Genomic DNA, 24,821 nt, shown 5'->3' with positions numbered 1-24,821 from the left:
TGGGCGCGCGGGCCCCCGGCATCCCGACGGACGTCGTTCTCGGCGGTCGACGCACACTCCTTCACCCGGTGCGCCTCCCTTCTCGGCCTTGTCCGTCGGGCGCGGATGACCCGCGCACTGATCCACGCCCCTGTTGGTGCGACCTCTGATTCCGTCACGCCGGAGCCGAATCGTCCGGGCGTGCCGCGGTCTCCCCTGTTTGTCGCCCGCCGCCGCGGGCGATGATTCGCCGGTACGCCGCGCGGCGTACCCGCTCCGGCACGAGCCGATAGCCGCCGCGTACGACCACGTTTCGGACGTACTCCGTGCGGCTGGTGATGTGTTCGGAACGGAACCTGCGCTGTAGCTCCAACTCCGCCCGCAACTGCCCGAGCCCGCCACGTCGAGCATACGCGCCGGCCCCGACACGGTAGTAGACGAGCGGCTCGACGATGTTGACGGGCATCGCGCCGTTCGCGAGCATCCGGGCGAACAGCAGGTAGTCCTCCATCAGCGGCATGTCCTGGTAGCCGCCGGCCGCGACGACAGCGTCGCGGCGGTACACCACCGTCGGATGGTTGAACGGATCGCGGAAGCGCGCGGTGTTGCGGATCTCTTCCTCGCCCACCGGCGGTACCCGCGTCTCGACGACATGGTCGACGTCGTCGATGAACTCCATCAGCCCCGAACCGACGATGTCGGCGCCGCCCTCGATCAACGGCAGCTGGGTCGCGAACCGATGAGGTACGCAGATGTCGTCGGCGTCCATCCGTGCCACCACTCCGTGGCCGCACGCGTCGATGCCGCGGTCGAGGGCCGGCCCGAGCCCGACGTTCTCGACGAGCGGTATGTGCTTCACCGGCACCGGGCTGTCGGCGACGATGCGTGCGATCTCGGCGGCGAGCTGGGAGCTGACCGGACCGTCCTGGATCAGCACGACGTCGTTGGGCGGCCTGGTCTGCTCGTCCACCGCGCTCTTGAAGGCGGTACGCAGGAACCTCGGGTCGTCGCCGCCGTACACGGGGAGCAGCAGCGAGAAGGGCACCGGACTCATGAGGTTGGAGGGTCTCCCTCAGTAGGCTTTCGGGCGTTACCTTGCGGGTCGTCCGTCTGGTAGACGTCTCGGAGCACGACCGCGTTGCTTCGCGGACCGGAGCGTATCCCGTCGCGCAACCCCCTGCCGAGCCCCCTCCACAGTGTCGAGCGGTCGCGCGACCCGGCGATCGTGCGTGCCCAGCGTCGCAGGGTCGAGGCCCCGTAGATCGCCTTCTCCGCGGGCGCCAACCCGCTACTGCGGGTGAACAACCAGGTCTTGTTCCGTACCTCGTAGTAGAACCGCGGCCCGGGATCGGCGTCGGTCGAGCCGAACGCCTTCGTCTTGTGCACCACAACACTCGCCGGGCAATAGAGACCGCTGCGTCCGCGCAGCAGCCGGGTGGAGTACTCGAAGTCGTCGTTCCAGAGGAAGTAGTCGGCGATCGGCAGTCCACGCTCACGGATCGTCGCGGCCTCGCACAGAATCGACACGAACGACGCCGAGCGCACCGGCATGGCGTCGACCGCGGCCGCTTCGCGTACCTCGGACTCGCTGGCGCGCGGTTTGCGACGCGGGGTGTTCATCGGATGGTCGCGGCCGTCGGTCCACACGACGCGGCTCGCCAGCACGGCGGGCGTCGGCTCTGCACGTACGTACGCATCGACCAGCATCTGCAGAGCGGTCGGCGTCGCGACCGTGTCGTCGTCCATCAGCCACACGAGGTCGGGCCGGTGTACGTCGAGCGCACGCTCGATCCCGGCGGCGAACCCACCGGCTCCGCCGGTGTTCTCGGTCAGCGTCACGACGTCGAGGTCGTCGTACGAGCCAAGGGTCGCGGCGGTGTCATCGGTCGACGCGTTGTCGACGACGACGATCGCGGCAACGTCCGCCGACTGCGACCGGATCGCATCGAGCGACTCGACGAGGAGGTCGCGGCGGTTCCAGGTGACGACGACCGCAACGACGCGCGGGAGCGCGCTCACCACTCATGACCTCCGGACGCAGACCTCAGCAAACCGACGAAAGGTCGTTCGCCTGGTTGGCCTCGTACCTCGGATCGCCGGACTTGCCCTTGTCACGATCGCCCGAGCTCTTCGCCGAGGACTTGCCTTCGGCCTTGTCGATCGCCTGCCCGACCATACTGCGTATCTCGTCGAAGTCGGGATCCGAGGTGTCGATCTTCGGCGGCACCACCGAGACGGTCGACATCTTCTGCCCCTTCGCCTTGAGCGCGAGGTCGATGAACGTGTCGAGGTCCTTCGCCGGTACGTCGGTGCTCAGCAGCCGTTTGCTGGAGTCGGCGATGTCCTCGACGTTCGTCAGCACCTTCTGCGGGCTGAGCTGCCCGAGCATGGCACTCATCACACATTTCTGTCGCGACATCCGCGAGTAGTCGTCGGACGTCGCGCGGCTGCGCGCGAACCACAGGGCGTGGAAGCCGTCCAGCTCCTGCTTGCCCGGCTCGATGTGTCCGGTGACCGGGCCACCGACACCGCCGATCGGAAGCCGCTCGGGTACGTCGAGGGTGAGGCCGCCGACGGCATCGACGAGATCGCGGAAGCCCTGCAGGTTGACCATGGCGTAGTAGTTGATCTTCAGGCCCGTTGTGGCTTCCACCGCCTGTTTGGTCGCCTCGATGCCCGGGTTGTCGGCATCGCCGAGCAGCTCGTCATGTTCGCTCGCCCAGGTGTTGATGCTGTTCAGGTAGCCGCCGTCGCGGTTGAACCCGTGCGGGAAGTGCTTGTCCAGCGCGGTGCCCTCGGGAAACGGCGCGTGCTCGAGGTTGCGCGGCAGCGAGACGAGCACCGTACGCCCGCTCTCGGCGTCGATGCTCGCGACCGTGAGCGAGTCCGGCCGAAGCCCGACCCGGTCGGCGCCGGAGTCTCCGCCGAGCAGGAGCACGTTGTAGCGCCCCTTCTCGGGTGCGGAGACCGCAGTGCTACCGAAGACGTGGGTGATGAAGTCGCGCTGTACGGCGACGATGTGGGCGGCGGAGAGCAGCGTACCGGCGGTGACGATGCACAGCGACGAGCTCACCCCGACCATCGCGAGCCGCTGCCCGCGCCGCAGGTCGGGTGGGTAGCCGAGCAGCCAGGCGTTGACGAACAACGCGGCCCAGCCGACCGCCAGTACGACGAGCACGCCGCGTACGACGTACAGCACCTCGGTGTTGGTGAGCAACGAGAGACCGATGTCGCGGTTGCGCCACGTCGCAATGGCGAACACGATCGCCGTGACGAAGACCACCGCGGACGTCCACAGTGCGATGCGCCCGATCCTGCGGTTACCCGCCACCAGCTGCGCGGATCCGGGCAGCACGAGCGTCATCACCAGCAGCCCGACGGCGCGCCGGAAGCGTATTCGGGCAGAGTCGGTATCGGCACGTGCACGTACGCCGCCGCCGACTCGTGTGGGGTCGAGAGACATCAGTTCCTCTCGGTGGGGAAGACACGAGTTGCACAGAGGTTAAGCACAGAGTGCGGCGATTCCGGGGTCGGCACGCCGCTCTTGGTCACATCTGCCCGTGGCATCCGCCATATGCCTTGTTCGTTCCGGTACCGTCGCCGTCATGCCCGATCGCCCCAACTCGGACGATTCCTCATCCGACGACGCCTACAGCTGGTTGTACGACGGCAAGCCACAGCAGCCGTCCGGCCCGCCACAGCAGCCGCCTGCTGATCCCGACGCGACCCAGGCCGTGAACGCGCCTGGTGCTCAGCCGCCGCCGGCTCAGCCCCCCGGCACTGCCGACTCGACGCAGGCGATCGGCGCCCAGCAGCCCTACGGTCAGCAACAGCCGTACGGCCAACAACAGCCGGGCGGCACCGCACCGCTTCCTCCGCCGAACCTCCCGCCGCCGGGCTCCGGCGAGGGTCAGGGGCCGCCGCGAGAGCGTCCGCCGAAACCGCCGCGCTCGCGCCGCAAGCACCCGATCCGCAACATCATCTTGATCCTCGTCCTCGTATGGGTCGTCTTCATGATCGCCGTGCCCCTGTGGGCGTGGTCGAAGATCGAGAAGGTCGACGCCGAGCCCGACGGCGACCGCCCGGGCGATCAGCCGGGTACGACGTACCTGCTGGTCGGCTCCGATAGTCGGGACGGCCTCAGCGACGAGGAGAAGGAGGAGCTGAACACCGGCAGCGTGGGGGGTCAGCGAACCGACACGATGCTGTTGATGCATGTCGGCTCCGGACCGACGACCTTGGTGTCGATCCCGCGCGACTCGAACGTCGAGATCCCCGGGCACGGCGTCCGCAAGATCAACGAGGCGTACACGCTAGGTGACGCAAAACTGCTCGTGGAGACCATCGAGCAGAACACCGGCATCCGGGTCGACGACTACGTCGAGATCGGCTTCGGGGGCTTCGCGAACATCGTCGATGCACTCGGCGGCATCGAGATCTGCACCGACCAGAAGATCGATGACAAGGACTCGGGCGCCCACTTCGAGAAGGGTTGTCAGGACGTCGATGGCCCAGACGCGCTCGCGTTCTCCCGCGTGCGCAAGGCATACGCGACGTCCGATCTGCAACGCGTGCAGAACCAGCGGCAGGTGCTCGGCAACATCTCCAACAAGGCGAAGTCGCCGTGGACGTTCCTGAACCCGCTGCGCTACTTCAACCTCTCGTCCAGTGCCGCCGACTCGCTGAAGATCGGCAAGAACGTCGGTCCGATCTCGCTCGCCCGCTTCGCGTGGTCGCTCGGCGGCGCAATGGGCGGCGACGGACTCAACTGCACCGTGCCGCTCGCCGACGCCGGAGCAGAGCAGTGGGATACCGAGCGGTCGGAGAAGCTGTTCGAGTTGATCGCCGACGACGACACCGACTCCATCGGCGCCGACATCTGTACCGAGACCGGCCTACCCAAGGGCTTCTAGGCACTAGTGCGGAGAGGATCGACGATCCTCTCCGCACCGCACCACTAGTCGACGGCGGAGATCTGGAAGTCGGCTCCGTTGGTCGCGAAGAAGTAGTTCCCGATCGCCTCGACCTTGATCCGAGCACGCTTCGTGTCGACGTTCGGCCAGGTCACGTTGGCGGTGCCGTCGTTCTTCGTCGACTTGGCGAGCACCGTGTCGAAGGTCTTGCCGCCGTCGGTCGACAGCGTGATGCGAACCTTCGGAGCGAATCCCTTGCGGTTCGTGTTGTTCACGAGCCATCCGATCGGCTGCGTACGCGTGCCCCGGACAGCCTCCCCGGGCGCCGAGAACTCGGTCACGAACAACGGGCCCACCTTCGGCGCGACGGTCAGCGTCACATCGTCGTACGCGGTGCCGCCGCCCTCGGCGAAGTGGTCACGCGCGGTGACGCGGAAGTGCAGCTTGCGGTCACCCGCCCGTCCGACGTACGCAGAGGTCGGGAGCCATTCCGAGTAGCACGCCTTCTTCCGGCGTCCCGGCGCCTTCGGGCACTTCCCCGTCGCCGTCGCGGTGTTGTCGGCGAGCACCTGCTTGAGGTCCGGGAAGGTACGGGTCGGATCGGAGCTGGTGTGATTCTCGCCGGGCGACTCGTACTCGAGCGTGCCCGCGGGCGTCACGTTCGCGAAGCGGCCGAAGATGCGGAAGATCGGACCCGCCGTCTTATTCGGGTTCAGCAGGCCGAGCCCAGCTGCCTTACCGCGGTCGTTCTGCTCCCACGAGTACGTGAGCGAGTCTTGGTCATCGTCGCCCGTCGCCTTCAACGTGAACGGCGTCTCCACCGGGAGCCGCTTGTCGGCCGGCGCTTGGACAGTCGGTGCGTCGTTGCCGGTCGGGCTCACTGCTCCGCCGTTGCCGTTCGGACCGCCGTGCTGGGTCTCCCCGACGAGACCGGTGACATCGCCGCCGGCCGGTATGACCTTCAGCTCCTGTTGGTTCTTGCCGGCCCGGCTGCCCTTGAAGACGACCGAGAAGCCCTTGTCGCCGAACTCCGCAAGACCGTTGCCCCAGCCCGTGACTGCCACCGACTTCGCCCCGAGCTTCTTCGTCAGCGCGGCCTGCACCTTCGCGGCCGTGAATCCCTTGCCATGCTTGAGCTTCGCGGTCGTGCCGGCGCCGGTTCGGATCTTGAACGCGTCGTCGGCAGCGTCGAAGTCACGCAGCGACACGGTCTGGATCTCACTCACCCTGCGGCGCTTGCTCGAGACGTACGCGCTCGCCTCCTCGATGGTGCGCTGGGAGAAGTACGGGTCGGTGTGCGGCTGCAGGTCATCGGTGGCGCAGATACCGGCGTAGGCCATCACCGACGACCCACTGCCCGGCTCAACGGAGGTGCCTGCGTTGCGGTTGCCACCCGAGCAGGCGCCGTTGACGCCGTTGAACGTGTGGTTGCCGCCGAACTGATGCCCCATCTCGTGCGCGACGTAGTCGATCGCGTAGAAGTCGCCCTCCGGCGTCGGGAGGCCGGTGCAGCCGACCGCCTTCGCCGGTCCGCCGACAACACCGAGGCCGGCGATGCCACCGCCGTTGACCCCGAGCCCGATGTGCCCGATGTCGTAGTTTCGGGCGCCGATGAGCTGCCCGATCACGACGCCGTTGCGATCGAGGGTGCCACCGCCACACGACTCGAGGTCGGCCTTGTGGAAGCAGGGATACTCACCGCACGGGCCGTTCGGCCGGCTCGCCTTCGCCGCCGTGTCGAGGTTCAGCTTCTCGCTGCCGTTGACGAGGACGAGCCGGATCGCGAGGTCGTCGTTGTAGATGTGGTTGACGCGGTTGATCAGCGTCGCCTTCTCGGCCAGCACGTTCTCGGTGCCGAAGTAGCGCGCGTACGACGGGTCGCTGACCAGTGCCAGGCGGTACGTACGCATCGAGACCTCGCCCGCGGCGCGCTTCGCGACTCCGGGTGCGAGTCGCTGCGCGACCTCTCGGACATCGGTCTCGTGGAACCCGTCGTCGGGCTTCGGCAGATCGGAGCCGAGATAGCTGAGGTACAGGTTGCTCGCCTTACCGGACTCCGGCCTGTTGTACGCCGGGTCCACGTACCACGCGCCCTGGTTCTGCGCCCCGCGTACGGAGGCGTGGAAGCCGGCCGGAGTGACGTCGAGGCGGATCGTCGCCGACGGGTCGTCGACCGCGTGCCCCGCGTACGTACGGATCTCGGGATGCTTCGCGGCGAGCTTCGACTGAAGGACCGGCGACTCGGCGACTTCGAAGTCGACCATATCGCCGTTCGGTGCGGGCACGGACACGATCTGCCCCGTGCTCGTACGACTTCGGGCCGAAGGCGCCGCATCGAGCTGCGTAACGAGCGCGTCGCGGTCGAGCTCGAACGCTTCGTACTCGGTGGGTTCGACTCGCGGCGTGAGATCGCCGGTGTCGGTCGGCTCGGCGTCGGTCGGCGTCCAGAGGTCATCGTCTGCCACCGGAGCGTTCGCGGATGCGTACGACAGTGGCGTGATGACGAGTGCGGCTGCCACGGCGAGGAACCCCGCCCGGCGGCCAAGAGCGGTGATGCGGCGTTGCATACGTACCCCCTCGGATCGGCGCGGGCGACGGCCACCCGCTCCGCGGGTCATACTCGCCGCGGCCCGTCGTGCCCGCAAGTACGCGACGACGAATCGTGACGAAACCGTGTCGCTGGCCCGTGCCCGGATACGACACTCAGCGGACGGCCGCGTCGTGCCATCGGGTCCCGGTGCTGCGCAGCGTACGACCATCGATGCCGAGTGCGCCGAGTCGCGCGGCCAATGCGTCCACCTCGCCGTCGGGCACCGCCAGCGACATGACCGCCGTCGCCGCGTACGCGACGTCGAGCACCTCCCACCCGTCCGTACGGAGGTCGTGCTCGACGCGGCCGGCGGCTGCATGTGAAACGCTCAGCTCACAGACCTGCATGAGCTCTCGGCGTACCCTCGGCGCCTCGTCGAGGGCGGCGCTCACCGCGCCGGAGTACGCGCGCGCGAGCCCACCGGTGCCGAGCTTGGTGCCCCCGAAGTAGCGGGTGACGACCGCGACGACGTCGCTCACGCCGGTATGGGTCAACACTTCGAGCATCGGACGACCGGCTGTGCCCGCGGGCTCACCGTCGTCGCTGCTGCGTTGCGGCGACCCGTCCGAGCCGATCACGAAGGCGGAGCAATGGTGGTTCGCCCGCCAGTGCTCGGTGCGTGCCGCGTCGACAACGTCGCGCGCCGCCGTCTCGGACTCGACCCTGCGCAGACGGCACAGGAACCGCGACCGCTGGATCTCCAGCTCGACGTCGGCCGCGCCGACCGTGGTGTACGAAGTGCTCAGAGGGCGCCCATCGTCAGAACAACCCGCCGATCCCGTAACGCACCAGCCAGTCGCGGTCGGTGTCGCGACCCGCCTCCGGATCGGGGACGGCGCGCTGATCCGCCTCGGCGATGGTGTCCTCGAGCTCGATCGGCTCGGGGAGCTGGTCGTACCGGCCCATGGCGATCGCCTCCCTGCCGCCAGCATAACCGGCGGTGAACATGATTCAGAGCTGTGACTGGACGCCGCCGAGCAGCTGGCGCGCCATCACGATGCGCTGCACCTGGTTGGTGCCCTCGTAGATCTGGGTGATCTTCGCGTCGCGCATCATCCGCTCGACCGGGTAGTCGCCGGTGAAGCCGTATCCGCCCAGCAGCTGCACGGCGTCGGTCGTGACCTCCATCGCCACATCGGAGGCGTACGCCTTTGCCGATGCGCCGAAGAACGTCAGATCGGAGTCACCGCGCTCGGAACGTCCCGCGGCCGCGTACGTCAGCTGCCGTGCCGCCTCGACCTTCATGCCCATGTCGGCGATCATGAACTGCAGCCCCTGGAACGAGGCAATCGGCTTACCGAACTGCTCGCGCTCCTGCACGTAGCCCAAGGCGTAGTCGAGGGCGCCCTGCGCGATGCCGACCGCCTGGGCGGCGATCGTCACCCGTGTGTGATCGAGGGTGCGCATGGCCGTTGCGAAACCCGTGCCTTCGTCACCGATCATCCGGCCGGCCGGGATGCGTACGTTGTCGAGGTAGACTTCACGAGTCGGCGACCCCTTGATGCCGAGCTTCTTCTCCGGCGCACCGAAGGTCACTCCCTCATCGGTCTTCTCGACCACGAACGCCGAGATGCCCTTCGCACCCGCATCGGGGTCGGTCACTGCCATCACGGTGTAGAAGTCGGAGACGCCGGCGTTGGTGATCCAGCGCTTCACGCCGTTCAGCATGTACTCGTCGCCGTCGCGTACGGCCCGGGTCTTCATGCCTGCGGCGTCACTTCCCGCCTCGGGCTCGGACAGGCAGTACGAGAACATCGACTCGCCGCTCGCGACCTTCGGCAGGTACGCGCGCTTGAGCTCGGCGGAGGCCGATAGCAGCAGCGGCATCGTGCCCAGCTTGTTGACCGCCGGGATCAGCGACGACGAGGCACAGGCCCGCGCCACCTCCTCGATCACGATCGCGGTCGCCAGCGCATCGGCTCCCGCCCCGTCGTACTCCTCCGGCACGTGCGCCGCGTGGAAGTCCGAGGCCACCAACGCGTCGTACGCCTCCTGTGGAAACCGCGCATCTGCATCGACCTCGGCAGCGGCGGGCGCGACCTTGGCATCGCACACCGCGCGTACCGCCGCACGCACGGCCTGGTGCTCATCGGACAACGCGAACATCGGATCACTCACGACAGGACCTTCCATCACTACGACTGGACTCAATGTTACTGGCGGTTAACATGCCCTCTCGCCGTGGGTCTCGCCACACCGCCGCGCGGATGGGTGACCCGCGCATCTACGCTGCTCCCATGTCCCAGCAGACGATCGAAGTCACCTCCTACGAGGAGCTACGCGAGCTCCACGGCGAGCCGCTGCAGCGCGTGAAGGACAAGGTCAGTCCCGTTCTCGCACCCGAGCACGCGGCCTGGATCGCCCATTCGCCGTTCTGCGTACTCGCGACTTCGGCGCCCGACGGCACCTGCGATGCGTCTCCGAAAGGTGACCCGGCGGGGTTCGTGAAGGTCCTCGACCCGACGACGATCGCCATTCCCGACCGGCCGGGAAACAAACGCGTGGACGGCTTCCAGAACGTGCTGGCCAACCCACACGTCGGCCTGCTCTTCGTCATACCGGGCCGTGGTGACACGCTGCGGGTGAACGGCCGCGCCCGGCTTCTGCGCGAGGCCCCGTACTTCGACGACCTCGTCGTACGCGGTCACCGGCCGCACCTCGTACTCGAGGTGAGCGTCGAGCAGGCGTTCTTCCATTGCTCGAAGGCGTTCCTGCGCTCGAAGCTGTGGGACCCCGACACCTGGACACCCGACGCCGTGCCAAGCCGTGCGCAGATCGCGAAGCGGATGGAACGACCCGACGACTCCATCGAGGAGTTGGAGAAATACTACGGCGCGCAGTACGCCAACGGCCTCTATTGACCGCCGAAAGGAACCCGACCACATGAAGCCACAGCTCGAGCCGATCTACGAGGACGTGCTCCGTAGGAACCCGGCCGAGCCGGAGTTCCATCAGGCGGCGCTCGAGGTGTTCGAAAGCCTCGGCCCGGTGCTCGAACGCCATCCGCACTACACCGAGTCGGCAGTGCTCGCCCGGGTGTGCGAACCCGAACGCCAGATCATCTTCCGCGTCCCGTGGACCGACGACGACGGTCGCGTGCAGATCAACCGCGGGTTCCGCGTCGAGTTCAACTCCGCGCTCGGCCCGTTCAAGGGCGGCCTGCGGTTCCACCCGTCGGTCAACCTCGGCATCATGAAGTTCCTCGGTTTCGAGCAGATCTTCAAGAACTCCCTTACCGGGTTGCCGATCGGCGGCGGCAAGGGCGGTTCCGACTTCGACCCGCACGACCGCAGCGATGCCGAGGTGATGCGGTTCTGCCAGTCGTTCATGACCGAGCTGTACCGCCACATCGGCGAGTACACCGACGTACCCGCAGGAGACGTCGGTGTCGGCGGCCGCGAGATCGGCTACCTGTTCGGGCAGTACAAACGCATCACCAACCGCTACGAGTCCGGTGTGTTGACCGGCAAGGGCGTCGGGTGGGGCGGATCGCTGGTACGTACGGAGGCAACCGGGTTCGGCACGGTGCTGTTCGCCGACGAGATGCTCAAGACCCGTGGCGCCAGCATGGACGGCCAGCGCGTCGTCGTCTCCGGCTCCGGCAACGTCGCGACGTACGCGATCCAGAAGGCGCACGCTCTCGGGGCGACCGTCGTCGCCTGCTCGGACTCGTCGGGCTACGTCGTCGACGAACGCGGCATCGATGTCGACCTGCTCCGCGAGGTCAAGGAGGTCGAGCGGCTGCGGATCGAGGCGTACGCCGAACGCCGCGGCCACGGCGCGACGTACGTCGAGGGCGGCCGGGTCTGGGAGGTCGGCGCGACGGTCGCGCTGCCCTGCGCGACCCAGAACGAGCTCGAACCGAACGATGTGAAGGTCCTGCTCGACTCCGGCCTTGTCGCCGTCGCCGAGGGCGCCAACATGCCCACCACGCCAGAGGCCGTACGAATGCTGCAGTCGGCCGACGTCCTGTTCGGCCCCGGCAAGGCCGCCAATGCGGGTGGCGTCGCGACTTCTGCGCTCGAGATGCAGCAGAACGCCAGCCGCGACGCATGGAGCGAGGAGTTCACCGAGGGTCGGCTCACCGACATCATGGTGGGCATCCACGAACGCTGCGCTGCGACCGCCGAGGAGTACGGGCTGCCGGGCGACTACGTGGCGGGCGCCAACATCGCGGGCTTCGTACCGGTCGCCGACGCCGTGCTCGCTCTCGGCGTCGTCTGAGGCGCAGCGAGAAGGGACACTGGAGCCATGCATATCACCAAGGTGCAGCAGTGGATCGCGGCCGGCATGCTGGGCGCATTCGGCTTCGCCCTGGCGGCATCGCTGTCGTACTCGGCGTGGCTGATGCTGGACCGCGACAAGCCCGGCAACGCCTGGGGTCTATGGGTCATGGGGCTCATCGTCGGCGTACTGGTGATGGTCGGCGCCAGGCTCATCCACAAGGTCTCGCCGCTGTCGTTGTGGCTGCTCGCCGGCACGATCCCCGCTCTGGTCGGGCTCCCCTTCCTCATCCGCTGACTCGTCACTCCCCCGGCAACTCCGACGAGTCAGCCGGGCAGGAGTGACGAGTGAGCGCTCAGTTGGTGGCCGCGATGTCGACGTAGTCGATCTTGGTGTTCGTGCCGCCGATCGCGTCGATCGCCAGCCTCCCGTCGGTGACGTCCACCTCGACCGTTGCCGTCTTGTGGTGCGAGGCGAAGCCGGCCGCACCGCTCGGTACGAACCCGTCGATCGCGTTCTCTCCTTCGACATTGAGCGTGTGAATCTCGGGATCGGTGTTGCTCGCGCCGTCGCCTGCCGCAACCGTGACCGAGTACGTACCGTCCGGAACCGCGATCTCCCACTTGCCCGCGACGGGTGTGCCGTTGAAGTTCGGTACGTCATCGCCCTGCATGTGCAGGAAGGTGTCGAGTCGCTGGTCCGACTCGAGGTTTCGATCCCGACCGTTCCCCGGCCCGGTCGTACCTCCGACGGACAGGTCGACAGGCTGGCCGTTCACCTCACCGAGCCAGCCGTACGATCTGCCCTCGCCCTGGTCGGCGCCGGTACGCGGCCCGTACGCCTGTCCGAAGTCCTTCAGGTAACCCGCGGGCAACGGGGCAGACTGGTTCTGAAAGTTCACCTTCGCCGCGAAGTCGTCCACTGGATTGGGTGTCGCCGAGACCACCGGTGTCGACGCGGAGTTCGACTCCCCGGGGATCACCGCGCGGACCACGTAGTAGTACGTCGTACCGTTCGCGACGTCCTCGTCGACGAACTCCTGCTCCGTCAACGCATCGGCGCCACTGACGAGATGCGCGCCATCGGCCGGTACGTCCGGCGTGGTGCTGCGCCAGACACGGTAGCTCACACCCTCCTGACCGGTCGGCGACCAGGTCAGCGTGACCTTGCCGTCCTCGGCCAGGGCGGACACCCCCTTCGGCTTGATCAGCAGTTCGGGCGTGATGTTCTCGATCAAGTAGACGTTGTCGTTGTAGTCGTAGTTGATACCCGAGTAGTCCATCACCATCAGGTACGAGTTGGCGACGACGTCACCGGAGCGGTCCTTGACCGGGAAGAACCGCACGTGGTGTCCGCACGGACCCGGGCACCCGTTCGCCTGGTCGGCCGCCTGGTTGTTCTTCGTGGGATCGCTCGACTCGCCGTCCACCGCGAACCCGAACACCTCCGAGGTGTCGAACGACGCCGGCACAGGGCCACCACCGTTGCGAGGCGGCAGGATCGACTGGGCGTACGCGGTGTCATGCCCGGTGAGGTTGTGCGTGCCGCCGCCGTCCTTCTCGAACCACTTCACGGTCGCGCCGCCCGGGTAGGTGTGGAACGCGGACAGCTGGCGCACGGTCACGTCCGAGCTGTCGTCCGCCACTCGCCAGTAGGGCGAGAGCACCTCGTCGCCGACGGCCTCGACCAGACCATCGCCGTTCAAGTTGCTCGGGACGTTGGTCCCGTACCCGAACACCCGCATCATCTCGGCAACGCTCGGCTCCTGCCCGCCCTCACTCTGGCTCTGCCAGAAGCCGGCGAGTGCAACGAACTCGTTGCCGTTCGTACCGGCGTTCGACACGATGTTCAGCGAGCCCGTGTTGACGTCACCGCCGGTTGCGGTGAACTTAACCTCGACGTCCTCGTGGTCGCCGGCGGGTACGTCGAACGGAGCTCCCGGTGCATTGGTGATCTCGAAGTTGCCGACGATGTTCAGATCCGTCACCTGCATGGACTCCGAACCGGTGTTGGAGATCCGCACCGTCGAGACATCATGCGTCTTCTGGTTGCCGTCGGCCCGGTTCTGGATCCGGCTGAACGCGAGCCGGTCGTCGTATGGCACACCGTCGAGGTTTTCGGTCTCGAGTACGGCATCGCCCGCCTCCGGTACGTACGGCTCGACGTTGCCGACGATCAGCACGATGTCCTGGCTGTCGAACGGCGAGCCCGGCACCTCCTCGGTCGCTACGACGTACGTGTCGGGCTCGGTCGTACCGTCGGAGTTCTTGTACGGATACACGCGAACGTGGTGTGGCAGGCCGGAATCCCAAGTGTTGAGGGCATCCTCGGTGTACGCCTTACGTCCGCCGAAATACGGCCACTCGGAGTAGAACCCGAAGACCGCATCCTCACCGGGATCGATGTTCGTCGTCTCACCGTCCGGGTCGATCATCAACCCCTGCGCATCATCGGCCGACACCTCGAACTGCTCGTGCAGCCCGTTCGCACTCCCCGCCTCATGCCAGCCGACTCGGATCGCAGGGTCGTTGTTCTGCGGCCCGTACGCGGCGATCGGCGTGACACTGATCGGCGAATCGAACGCCGCCTTCTTGAACAGCTGCGCCGGGACCTCGTCGCCGATCATGCCTTGTGTACTTGGCATCGAAGCATTGGTCGGGTCGGGGTCACCAACGTCGATCGGGATCTCGAGCGTGTCCATGATCCGCTGCAGCGACGGCTCACCTGAGCCACCGAGACCCGCCGCAGCAAGGCCACGCAGTCGTACGGTCTTCGGACCAGAGTTCGTCGCGAGTACGAGGTTCGCCGACTTGACGCCGACACTCGTCGGTTTGAACGTGACCGGGAGGTCCAACGACTCCCCAGGCTCCACCGTCTGCGGGAAGCTCGACGAACCCAGCGCGAACTGGTTTGCGTTGTCCCCGCCCAATGAAGCACCCGTGACGACCAGGTCCTCCGAACCGTCGTTCTCGACGACGGCGTCGCGCGGGTCACTCGTCGAGCCGGTCGGCCCGCTGAAGATGAGCCGATCGGTCGCCTTCGGAACCGGCCCGCCGCCACCGCCCTGTGGCTTCAGCAGCACGATCCTGCTGTTGCCGCTGAGCTCGGTGACGTAGATGTTGCCGGTCGCGACGTCCTCGGTGAGGTCGAGCGGCTGGTTGAATCCGGTGAAGCCGGTGCGTCCGAACGTCCGGTTCGACAGCTTGCCGTTCGCAGCGACATCGAAGGTGGCGATGTCCTGGCCGCTGCTGTAGCGGATGTAGAGCAGCTTGCCGTCCAGCGCTCCACCGAACGCTCCACCCTGGTATTCGATGACTCCGTTCGCACTCGCATGCGAGCCGGCGTCGTACACGTCGGACAGCGCGTAGTTCGGATCGGCCTGCGTACCGACCGGATACTTGCTGTTCTCGAACGGATCCGTGCCCGATGTCGGGTTGCCGTTGTTCAGTACGTACTCGCAGCGCGACGGGTTCGGGTGCCCGTAGTACTGCCCCTTCTTGACGTCGAACACGTAGTCGGTCTCGGCCGGGTTGTTGTCGACGCCCGCGACCTTGGGGCCCGTGTAGCCGCCGTCCGGACGCTGCGCGCAAACGGCTGGCAGGTCGTCCGGTACGGCAGGTACGTTGCCGCCGGCCGCAGACCCGTTGGTCGGTACGTACAGATGGCCGTTGCTGTGCCACACCAGGTCGTACGCGTTGCGCACACCGTGCCCGTAGACAGTCAGCGGCGCGTTCGCGGCGAACGGGTCGTAGTCACCGGCGTTTCCCGTGCCGGCGTCGAGTGGCAGGACGGACGGCAGCTTGGCCGGGTCGAGCCGCAGCACCGCCGCGGACAGCAACCGCTCCGCGCGGTTCGCCCATGCACCGTCCGGCGCGCCCATCGCGTTGTTCGCGCCCTGGTTGAAGTACAGCGCGCCGTCGGGACCGAATGCGAGCGAGTTCGTCTCGTGGTCCTTGACCGATCGCGGCAGGTGCTCGACCATCGCCGTGTACGTCTCCAGATTCGGCCCGGTGAGCTTGGCAATCCGCCCGGACGAGTCGGGTACGTCGCTCGTACCCAGGTATGGCGCATTGTCGCTGATCCAGAGGATCGGGTTCTGCGCCGTCGACGCCGGATCGAACGCGAGGCCGATCACCGTGCGGAAGCCCTTGCGGTACGTATCGCCGCTCGCCGCGCTGTTCGAGAAGCTCTTGACCGTGTTGATCGTCTGCCGGTTCGACAGCGTGCCGTCGGACTCGATGTTGAAGCGGTAGATCTCACCGGTGATCGAGCCGGCGTAGAGCTTGCCGTCCGGCCCCTTGACAACAGACGTGTACTGCCCGCCCGTCGGTGCGCCCGAGTCCGACTTGTCGAAGGCGATCGGGCCGCCACCGCCTTGCACCTCGCCGGTCTCGAAGACCATCGAGTAGGGAAGGAAGGCGATGCCGTCGACGTCCTCGACCCCGTCGGTGACGTCGAAGCGGTAGAGCGTGTTCGACTCGAGAGCATCACTCGGCGCGAAGCTGACCGTGTCAGCACCGCCGCTGGTGACCGCAGTGCCGTCCACCGCCGTACCATCGGACACCTTCGTGAGCAGGACTGATCCGCCGTCGAGCGAACTCGGGTCCACCCCGCTGTCGACGAGATCGAGATCGCTCACCACACTCGTCGACTTCGGGTCGACATCGGTCGCGAGGTTCTTCGGCGTCGTCGCACGAACCGACGGACGATCGGTCGAACCCGCAACGCTGTCGATCGTCACCCAGTTGATCTTCGTGTTCGTACCGCCCTGCGGCGAGACGGTCAGCTCGCCGTCGGAGACGGTGACCGTACGCTGCGCGGTCGTGTGATGCGTCGCCGATCCGGCACCGCCGGTCGGTACAAATGCCGCAATCGCGTTCTGTCCTTCGAGGTTGAGCCAGTGCTCGCTGTCGATCGCGGTACCGGGATCGCCGACCGAGACTTCGACGTCGTAGGTGCCGTCGGGCACCGCCATCTCCCAGTAACCAGGGATGTCGACACCGCTTGCGGCGTTCTCCGGCAACTGCATGTGCATGAACCCGGCACGCAGCTCCGGAACCCCGCTCGGCGGATTCGCCTCCGTAAGCCTGTTGCGTCCGTTGCCGACCAGGCTGACCGGATCATCCGAGTCGAGCCCGAGCCAGCCGTACGAAAGACCCTCGCCCTGGTCCGCTCCCGTACGCTCGCCGTACGCCTGCCCGAAGTCCTTCAGGTATCCGGCGGGCGGGGCACTCGCCTCGTCGGCGAACCTGACCTTCTGGTGGAAGTCGGCTTCGGCCGGCTCATCGGTGCTGTCGATCTCGAGGTAGTTCAGCTTGGTGTTGTTGCCGCCGATCGAGTCGACGGTGAGCCGCCCGTCGGTGACCTGGACCGTCGCCGTACCGGTCTCGTACTCATGGTCCGCGGTCGCCTGGAAGTCGCCGATCGCGGTCTGACCCTCGACGTTGACCCGATGCACGCTGTCGTAACACGGTGCTGGGCAGCCGGTCTTGGCACCACCCGGCTCGTCTCCGACGCTGGCCTTGACCGAGTACCAGCCATCTGGCAGTTCCACCTCGAAGGCTCCCGGCGTCGCGGTGCCGTTCGTACCCGGAGGCACGATGTCGCCGTAGTGCAGGTGGATCACCCGTCGCTGCAATTCACTCACACCCGCCCGCGGATCACGTACGCGAGTGTTCTTGGTCAGGTCGAGCGGCGTGTGCTCCGCATCGTCGAGACTGGTCTCCTCCACCCAGCCGACCCCGGCGGCATCCGTCCACGCCGACCCGTCGTTCTTCGTGTAACCGTCCGGCACCTGCGCGTCCGCTGTCGTGGTGAAGCTGAACTTCTCGTGCACATCCGGCGCCTGTGGGTCGGGCTCATCGGTGGCGTCGAGCTCGAGGTAGTTCAGCTTGGTGTTCGTACCGCCGATCGCGTCGACGGTCAGCCGGCCGTCGGTCACCTCTACGGTCACCGTGCCCGTCGCGAACTCCTTGGCCGCACTCCCCTGGAACCCGTCGATCGCGGTCTCGCCCTCGACGTTGATCGTGTGCTGACTGTCGTACCCCGGACCACCCGGCTGGTCGCCGACGGACACTGTCGCCTTGTACCAGCCGTCCGGAACGGATCGCTCGAACGCACCTGCGGTCTGCGTGGTGGTGGAGTCGGGCTCCGCGACATCCCCGTACTGCAGGTGGATCAGGCGTCGTTGCAACTCGCTCACGCCGGCCCGCGCGTTGCGTACGCGGGTGTTCTTCGTCAGGTCGAGCGGCTCATGCTCGTCGTCTGCGAGGCTCGCCTGCGTGACCCAGCCGAGTCCGGCGGCATCCGTCCACGCCGACCCGTCGTTCTTCGTGTAACCGTCCGGCACCTGCGCGTCCGCTGTGGTGGTGAAGCTGTACTTCTCGTGCACCGGCTCGGGAGCCTCGATCGTCGCGCTCGCCGTATCGGACGCAGCCGACGCGTTGTCGTCGTCATCGACGGCCACCACGACGTAGAAGTACTGCGTGCCCGGTGCTGCGGTGTCGTCGCTGAACTGTGCGTCGGTGAGCAGCTCGCCGTTGAGCGGGTCACCGTCCGTCGGCACCTCCGGAACCTGCGCGCGGAACACGTTGTAGCCGGCGAGGTCCGACTCGTCGTTCCCGTCCCACGCCAGGTCGATCGCACTGGTCGAGGCTGTCGCCGAGAGACCGCTCGGGGCATCCGGCGCGCTCTCGTCGACGGGCGTTGCCTCGACCGTTTCCGAGGCCGATGACGCGTTGCCGTGTGCGTCGACAGCCACCACGGCGTAGTAGTACGTCGTGCCGTTCTCGACATCGGAGTCTGCGTAATCCGAGGTGTCCGACTCTGCGATCGGGTCGCCTTCGAGTACGTCGTTGACGTCGGTCGCGCGGTACACCGCGAAGTGGTCGAGGTCGGCATCGCCGCTGTCGTCCCAGTCGAGTGCGACCTCACCGTCGGCAGGTGTCGCCGTGAGACCGACGGGTGCTGCCGGCGGCGTCAGGTCCGTCGGAGTGGCGTTCGCGGCCTCCGACGGATCCGACGCATTGCCGTGGCCGTCGACCGCAACCACGACGTAGTAGTACGTGCTGTCGTTCTCGACCTCGGTATCGGTGTACGCAGGTGTCGGCACGAGAGCGTCACCTGAGATCGGAGTCGCCGACGGCCCGCTGGCTACGTCCGCGGTCTCGCCCCGGTACACCCGGTAACCGGCGACGTCAGCGTCCGCGGGTGCCTCCCAAGCGAGCTCGACGAGGCCGTCGGCGCCCGTCGCCGTCAGAGCAGTCGGCGTATCCGGAGAGGCCAGGTCGGTCGGCGTCGCGGACGCGACTGTGCTGGACGGCGAGGCGTTGCCGGCCCGATCGATGGCAATCACGGCGTAGTAGTACGTCGTGTCGTTCTCCACCGAGTCGTCGGCGAACTCGGTGACGTTGCCGACACCGGTGACCAGGTTGACCGGGGCGATGACGACATCGGCGCTCGTGGAGCGATAGATCCGGTAGCCATTGACGTCGTCGGATGCGCTCGCGCTCCAACTGAGGTCGATGCGTTCGTCGCCTCCGCTCGCCGCGAGGTCGGTGGGAGCGACCGGCGACTCCTGGTCGCCAGCGATGCCGCTTCGCACCTCCGACGGTTCGGAGCGCTTGTCACGTCGGTCGACCGCGACCACCCGGTAGAAGTAGGTCGTGCCGTTCACGGTTTCGGTGTCGGTGTACGTCGACTCGCTCAAGCCGCTCCGGTAGGTCTCGGTGAGGTCGACGGGCTGCTGCTGCGAGCGATACACGTCGTAGACGATGCCGTCGCCCGTCACGTCGTCCCAGTCGAGCACCAGCGAGTCGCCCTGCTCGGTGACCGTAAATCCGGTCGGAGCCGGCGGCGCAGCCGGTTCCTGCGGTGTGGCCGACTTCGTCGCCGACCTCGCCGACTTGTTCCCGGCCTTGTCGACGGCGGCGATCTGGTACGCGTACGTCTGCCCGTTCACGAGCCCGGTGTCAGTGTGGGTGGTGCTGTCGGCCGACACATCGACGACCTTGTCGCCATCGCGGTAGACGAGGTATTGGTCCAGGTCGGACTCCGTATTGGGCTTCCACTCCAAGTCGACCTCGCCGTCGCCGGCCTTGGGCTCGAGCAGTGTCGGCCGGGCCGGGGCGGTCCGGTCCTTCGGCGTCGCGCCGGCCGTGTTGCTCGGCGCCGAGGTGTTGCCGCGGTAGTCGACCGAGCGTACGACGTAGCGATAACGCTTCGCGTTCTTCAATCCCGTGTCTGTGAACGAGGTCGATCCGACCTCGCCCAATGACTTGCCGTTGCGGAAGACTCGGTACCCGCGAAGGTCTACCTCGTTGCTGCCCTTCCACCTCAGCGCGACCGATGCATCGCCGGCCTTCGCCTCGAGCGCCCTCGGCCGGCGCGGCGTCGTCCGGTCGGGCGCCTTGACGTACTCGCCCTTGATGTATCCGGCACCCGCCTTCTTCGTGTAGCGGAACTGCACCGTGTGCTTGCCCTTGCGCAGCGAGCGCACCTTGCTGATGTACTTGCCGGCCTTATGCGTGCCGACGACCTTCTTGCCGTCGACCCGGATGGTCACCCAGTTGTCGGCGACGGCTCTGAAGTCGAGCCTGCGCGCTTTACCCGACTCGATCGTCGTCCACTTCACCGCGAAGTTGTTCGGCCCGACGTTGACACCCTTCGGTCGCTTGCCCTTCGCGTACGTCGCATTCACTCGCTTCTCACAGCGCGCTGCGACCGGTTTTCCCTTCGGTTTCCGACCGCGGTAGTACTGGGCGAGATATGCGTTCTTCTTCGCACACTTCGCGACGGATTTCGTGTTCGACGCCGCCGGTGACGCGGAACTTGCCGCAGCGACCGACCCACTCGCCGGTGCGGGCGCGAGCGCCGTCAGTCCGATGGTCAGTACGAACGCGATGAGGGCATAGAGAAAGCGACCTGACGTACGGTCGCTGGAGGGGGTGTAGCTCACGGGACAGCCTCCGATGCTGGGTGACGACGGGAGCATCGTCGCCCGGCGCAACCAGCTTTCGGAGCAAAATGTCGAAAGTCGACCCGGGATCAAATCGGGCACCTAAACTGACCGATTTTTGTTTCAACATGTTCACTGGATGCGAACTAATCCCGGAGAGTAATGGACTGATAACTCTCCGCAAATTAGTTCGAGAGGTCACCGAGAGCGAGAATTGTTCGGAGCGTTACTAACCGACTACTCGGGGTTATTCGAGCGCACCTTTGCACCTTTTGCCCGTGCGGCGTCGGCGAGGTCTGCCTGGAACGCCATCATGCGCTCACGCAAGTCCGGATCGCCGGCGGCCAGAATACGCACGGCGAGCAGCCCGGCGTTGCGCGCGTTACCGATCGCAACGGTCGCAACCGGTACGCCGGCCGGCATCTGCACGATCGACAGCAGGGAGTCCATACCGTCGAGGTACTTCAGTGCGACCGGCACGCCGATCACCGGCAACGGGGTGACCGCGGCCAACATGCCGGGCAGGTGAGCTGCCCCTCCCGCACCCGCGATGATGACCTCGATGCCCCGGGTGTGCGCATCCCGGCCGTACGCGAGCATCTCGTCGGGCATGCGATGTGCCGACACGACGTCCGCCTCATACGCGACCTCGAAGTCCGCCAGGGCATCGGCGGCTGCGTTCATCGTCGGCCAGTCGGAGTCCGACCCCATCACGATTCCGACGCGCGTGCTCATAGACCCACCACCCCCGTGAGCGGGGCGTACGCGCGGCGACACGCCGGCGTTTCGCGCCCGAACGTCATGGCCAGCGGGCCTGTTGCCTGCCGAGCGTTCATTCGTCGTCCACCTCTCCCGCGAACCAACCGGCCGCATGCCTCGCCCTGGCGAGCACCTCGTCGAGATCATCGCCGTACGTCGTCACATGGCCGACCTTGCGGCCGGGGCGTACGGACTTGCCGTACAGATGTACGCGCACCCGCGGGTCACGCGCCAGCACATGGGGATAGCCGTCGTACAACCGGCCGACCGCGCCGCCGAGCACGTTGACCATGACCGTCCATGGCGCGCGCGGAGCCGGGTCGCCGAGCGGCAGGTCGAGCACCGCCCGCAGGTGGTTCTCGAACTGGCTGGTGATCGCACCGTCGATGCTCCAGTGCCCCGTGTTGTGCGGACGCATCGCGAGCTCGTTGACGAGCACCTCGCCGTCGGCCGTCTCGAACAGCTCGACCGCCAGGATGCCGACGACGTCGAGTTCGCTGGCGATCCGGATCGCCAGCTGCTGCGCGTCGACGGCCAGATCGTGGTCGATCTCGGGTGCGGGCGCGATGACCTCGTGGCAGATTCCGTCGCGTTGACGTGACTCGACGATCGGGTACGCGGCGATCTGCCCCGAAGGCGAACGCGCGACCAACGCAGACAGCTCGCGTCTGAAGTCGACCCGCTCCTCGGCGAGGATCCGCGCTCCGGACGCGAATGCCTCGACGGCGTCGTCCGGGCGGTCAACGACCCAGACGCCCTTGCCGTCGTACCCACCGCGCGTCGTCTTCAGTACGACCGGGAACCCGTCGCGGGCGGCCGCGAACTTCTCCACCGCCGCGACATCGTCGACGAGTGCCCACCTCGGACACGGCGCATCGAGCTCGGACAGACGAGCGCGCATCTCGTACTTGTCCTGTGCGTACAGCAAGGCATGCGGGCCGGGCCGGCACGCGTGGCCCTCGGCGTCGAGTGTGCGCAGATGGTCGGGGGGTACGTGCTCGTGGTCGAAGGTCACCACGGCACAGCCGGCGACGACCTCGCGAAGCGTCTCCAGGTCGCGGTAGTCGCCGACGTACGGATCCCGGGCGACTTGGGCGGCGCTCACTTCGGGCCCCTCGGCGAGCAGCCGGATCGGCACACCGAGACCCACCGCGGCCTGCTCCATCATCCGGGCGAGCTGGCCGCCGCCGATGACTGCAAGGGTCGGCGCGTCGATCGGGCTGCTGAGTTCGCTCATCGCCGCCACCCTAGACGACCGAGCTCACCCCGTGAGCCCGACGTACGAGCGGGGACACGCGGGCGTTTCGCACTCGTACGTCACGCCCAGCGGGCGTGGCGTGTCCGGTAGGGTCGATGACGTGTCGGGGACCTCCACCATTGCTCCGCCGAAGCCGACCGGGCTCCGCTCCGAGATCGTCGTCTTCGGCCTCGTCGGCCTGGCCGGCTTCATCACCGATATCGGCGTGTTCAACCTGCTGCGGTACGCCGGCGATCCCGGCCTACTCGAGCACAAACCGCTCACGGCCAAGATCATCTCGGTCGCCGTCGCCATGGTGGTGACCTACCTCGGCAACCGGCACTGGACCTGGCGCGGCCGCTCGATCGACAACCAGCACCGCGAGGTCGCGCTGTTCGTGTTCTTCAACCTCGTCGGTATGGGCATCTCCGTTGCCTGCCTCGGCGCATCGCACTACCTGCTCGGGTTCACCTCGCCGATGGCCGACAACATCGCCGCCAACGGCTTCGGTCTCGTCCTGGGCACGGCCTTCCGGTTCTGGGCCTACCGCACCCATGTGTTCGCCAAGGAGCCCGAGCCGGTCGCCTGAGGCGCTCAGCCCCCGCGGTACGACCACCGACGGCGTACGGTGACCGGCTCGACGTTGCCGAACCCGTGCATCGGACGCGCCGGGAGCACCCGAGTCTCGTAGTCGTCGCCGAGCGGGCCCGCAGTCGCATGGTCGACGATGACCCGATTGCGTCGGGCGACCGTCGTGAGACGCGAGGCGAGGTTGACCGGCGGCCCGAAGACGTCGCCGAGCCTGGTGATCACCGAACCCGTCGCAAGACCGACCCGCAGATCGGGCATGTCCTTGCTGCGGCCGATCTGCTCGACGAGCTGCAGCGCGATCTCGACGGCGGTGGGTGCCTCGTCGACCATGAAGAGCACGGCATCTCCGAGCGTCTTGACCGCACGGCCGCCGCCCGCGGTCACGATGTCGGTGCAGTCGCTTTCGAAGCGTTCGACGAGACCGGCGAGACTCTTGTCGTCGAGGCCGTTCGACAGCTGGGTGAAGCTGACCAGGTCGGCGAAGCCGATCGTCGCGAGCGCCCTCGTCTCATCGTCGTCGGACCCGGGCGACTCCGCGCGTACGACGGCCGCGGCAAGATGTCGCCGCCAGGCGTACACGAGCAGCTGCTCGAACGCCGGCCCGACCTGGTCGGCGATGTCGACGGCCGCGCGAACGCTCTTCTCCGACAGCTGTGCGCCGTACGGCTGCTCGCCGAGCTCGTCGAGCAGCGTCGACACCTGCCAGTCCGCCAGCCGTGACATCGTGCTGCCGAGCGCCCTGGTGAGTCGCACGACCGTGTCGAGGTTGACGAGTCCGCTGTCGACGGCGCCCTTGACCAGACGTACGGCTGTGAGGTCTGCGTCGACGAACGCCGCATTGTTGTCGTCGACGTACGGGAACCCGAGCGCGCGCCACAACCGGCGTGCTTCGTTGACGTCGACGTCCGCGCGCGATGCGATGTCGAGACTGGTCAGATGCGGCTCTCCGCCGAGGATCGATGCCTCGATGTCATCCTTCGACGGGTTGGCCGAGTCGTCAGCCGGCGGGTCGGTCATCCGATCCCCCTGGCCGGTTGTCCTCGTCGTGGTGACCCTCATGGGCGGAGAACACGAGCTCGTTCAACGTGCGGTGCACGTCTTCTACCCGGGGTACGTCCTTCAACGTCATGCCTGCCTGCTCGCTGGCGTCGTACACGGTCAGTGTGCCGCATCGGAAGATGCGATCCACGACACCGCGGTCGAACGTCACGTGGTTGATCCGGGTCAGCGGTACGTCACGACCCTTGCGGGCGATGAAGCCGTGCTGATAGACGAGCCGGCGGTTGGTGATGTGGTACGTCGAGGTGAACCAGCGTACGAACGGGATCACGCACCACCAGATGATCAGGATCAGCACGATCGCGCCGACCGCGATGCGCACCCACTGCTGCGAGTCGCCGTCGGGAACGATCGCCACCAGGAAGCCGCCAACTGCCGCGAGCACGATGAACAGCACGATCGAGACGATCATCGACTTGACGTGCGTACGCAAGGTCAGCACCTCGTGCTCACCTTCGACCATCAGCTTCTTCGACAGCGCCATTGCTCCAGCCTCCACGTCCCGGTACGCAT

General features: G+C 67.0%; 17 protein-coding genes. 5 read left to right on the top strand and 12 right to left on the bottom strand.

Annotated elements, in window-relative coordinates:
• Window positions 1-154: 154 nt before the first annotated feature.
• Genes MU582_05760 through MU582_05750 form a run of 3 tightly spaced genes read right to left on the bottom strand, consistent with a single transcriptional unit; the run spans window position 155 to window position 3,442 of the window.
• Window positions 155-1,033, bottom strand: a complete 879-nt coding sequence (locus tag MU582_05760) for a glycosyltransferase (protein UPK76146.1) — start codon at window positions 1,031-1,033, stop codon at window positions 155-157.
• Entirely contained in the window at window positions 1,030-1,998 is a 969-nt protein-coding gene (locus tag MU582_05755) for a glycosyltransferase (protein ID UPK76145.1), read from the bottom strand. The genes MU582_05760 and MU582_05755 overlap by 4 nt, the downstream gene beginning before the upstream one ends.
• Before the next feature lie 25 nt (window positions 1,999-2,023).
• The gene (locus tag MU582_05750) at window positions 2,024-3,442 is read right to left on the bottom strand and encodes an LCP family protein (protein UPK76144.1); all 1,419 of its coding nucleotides are present in this window, start codon (window positions 3,440-3,442) and stop codon (window positions 2,024-2,026) included.
• Window positions 3,443-3,584: 142 nt separating this feature from the next.
• On the opposite strand from MU582_05750, the gene MU582_05745 reads away from it, so the two are divergent.
• Window positions 3,585-4,892 carry an LCP family protein gene (locus tag MU582_05745; GenBank protein ID UPK76143.1) on the top strand — a complete coding sequence of 436 codons (1,308 nt, stop codon included), beginning with the start codon at window positions 3,585-3,587 and terminating at the stop codon, window positions 4,890-4,892.
• A gap of 44 nt (window positions 4,893-4,936) precedes the next feature.
• Here MU582_05745 and MU582_05740 read toward each other — a convergent pair whose 3' ends face one another.
• The 4 genes from MU582_05740 to MU582_05725 form a co-directional block, all read right to left on the bottom strand.
• Window positions 4,937-7,459 carry a M12 family metallo-peptidase gene (locus MU582_05740; protein UPK76142.1) on the bottom strand — a complete coding sequence of 841 codons (2,523 nt, stop codon included), beginning with the start codon at window positions 7,457-7,459 and terminating at the stop codon, window positions 4,937-4,939.
• A gap of 136 nt (window positions 7,460-7,595) precedes the next feature.
• Window positions 7,596-8,153: an IMPACT family protein gene (locus MU582_05735; GenBank protein ID UPK77116.1), complete on the bottom strand. Its 558-nt coding sequence runs from the start codon at window positions 8,151-8,153 to the stop codon at window positions 7,596-7,598.
• Between the two features lie 88 nt (window positions 8,154-8,241).
• On the bottom strand, window positions 8,242-8,388 hold the full coding sequence (locus tag MU582_05730) for a hypothetical protein (protein ID UPK77234.1): 147 nt from the start codon (window positions 8,386-8,388) through the stop codon (window positions 8,242-8,244).
• A gap of 45 nt (window positions 8,389-8,433) precedes the next feature.
• Window positions 8,434-9,588, bottom strand: coding sequence for an acyl-CoA dehydrogenase family protein (locus tag MU582_05725; GenBank protein UPK77115.1), 1,155 nt, complete (start codon window positions 9,586-9,588; stop codon window positions 8,434-8,436).
• Between the two features lie 131 nt (window positions 9,589-9,719).
• Between MU582_05725 and MU582_05720 the strand changes: the two genes are divergently transcribed.
• From MU582_05720 to MU582_05710, 3 genes are read left to right on the top strand one after another with little or no spacing between them, the layout of a single operon-like run.
• A complete protein-coding gene (locus MU582_05720; protein UPK76141.1) occupies window positions 9,720-10,343 on the top strand; it encodes a pyridoxamine 5'-phosphate oxidase family protein in 624 nt (207 codons plus the stop codon).
• Window positions 10,344-10,365: 22 nt separating this feature from the next.
• Entirely contained in the window at window positions 10,366-11,706 is a 1,341-nt protein-coding gene (gene gdhA / locus MU582_05715) for an NADP-specific glutamate dehydrogenase (GenBank protein ID UPK76140.1), read from the top strand.
• 27 nt (window positions 11,707-11,733) lie between these two features.
• Complete coding sequence (locus tag MU582_05710; GenBank protein ID UPK76139.1) at window positions 11,734-12,003, top strand: hypothetical protein; 270 nt, start codon at window positions 11,734-11,736, stop codon at window positions 12,001-12,003.
• Window positions 12,004-12,061: 58 nt separating this feature from the next.
• Here the strand turns inward: MU582_05710 and MU582_05705 are convergent, their stop codons facing one another.
• The 3 genes from MU582_05705 to MU582_05695 form a co-directional block, all read right to left on the bottom strand.
• On the bottom strand, window positions 12,062-20,662 hold the full coding sequence (locus MU582_05705) for a choice-of-anchor D domain-containing protein (protein ID UPK76138.1): 8,601 nt from the start codon (window positions 20,660-20,662) through the stop codon (window positions 12,062-12,064).
• A 237-nt stretch (window positions 20,663-20,899) separates the two neighbouring features.
• Window positions 20,900-21,397 carry a 5-(carboxyamino)imidazole ribonucleotide mutase gene (gene purE / locus MU582_05700; protein ID UPK76137.1) on the bottom strand — a complete coding sequence of 166 codons (498 nt, stop codon included), beginning with the start codon at window positions 21,395-21,397 and terminating at the stop codon, window positions 20,900-20,902.
• A gap of 97 nt (window positions 21,398-21,494) precedes the next feature.
• Window positions 21,495-22,658 carry a 5-(carboxyamino)imidazole ribonucleotide synthase gene (locus MU582_05695; protein UPK76136.1) on the bottom strand — a complete coding sequence of 388 codons (1,164 nt, stop codon included), beginning with the start codon at window positions 22,656-22,658 and terminating at the stop codon, window positions 21,495-21,497.
• A gap of 121 nt (window positions 22,659-22,779) precedes the next feature.
• Here MU582_05695 and MU582_05690 point away from each other — a divergent pair, with 121 nt between their 5' ends.
• A complete protein-coding gene (locus tag MU582_05690) occupies window positions 22,780-23,247 on the top strand; it encodes a GtrA family protein (protein UPK76135.1) in 468 nt (155 codons plus the stop codon).
• A 5-nt stretch (window positions 23,248-23,252) separates the two neighbouring features.
• Here MU582_05690 and MU582_05685 read toward each other — a convergent pair whose 3' ends face one another.
• Entirely contained in the window at window positions 23,253-24,266 is a 1,014-nt protein-coding gene (locus MU582_05685; protein UPK76134.1) for an adenylate/guanylate cyclase domain-containing protein, read from the bottom strand.
• Window positions 24,247-24,792 carry a PH domain-containing protein gene (locus tag MU582_05680; GenBank protein ID UPK76133.1) on the bottom strand — a complete coding sequence of 182 codons (546 nt, stop codon included), beginning with the start codon at window positions 24,790-24,792 and terminating at the stop codon, window positions 24,247-24,249. Before MU582_05680 ends, MU582_05685 begins: the two co-directional genes overlap by 20 nt.
• Window positions 24,793-24,821 lie beyond the last annotated feature (29 nt).

It is taken from the genome of Nocardioidaceae bacterium SCSIO 66511, assembly GCA_023100825.1.
In the GTDB taxonomy this organism is placed as follows: Bacteria; Actinomycetota; Actinomycetes; order Propionibacteriales; family Nocardioidaceae; genus Solicola.
The sequence above is the reverse complement of the archived record's forward strand: the minus strand, read 5'-3'. Positions and strand labels throughout refer to the sequence as shown.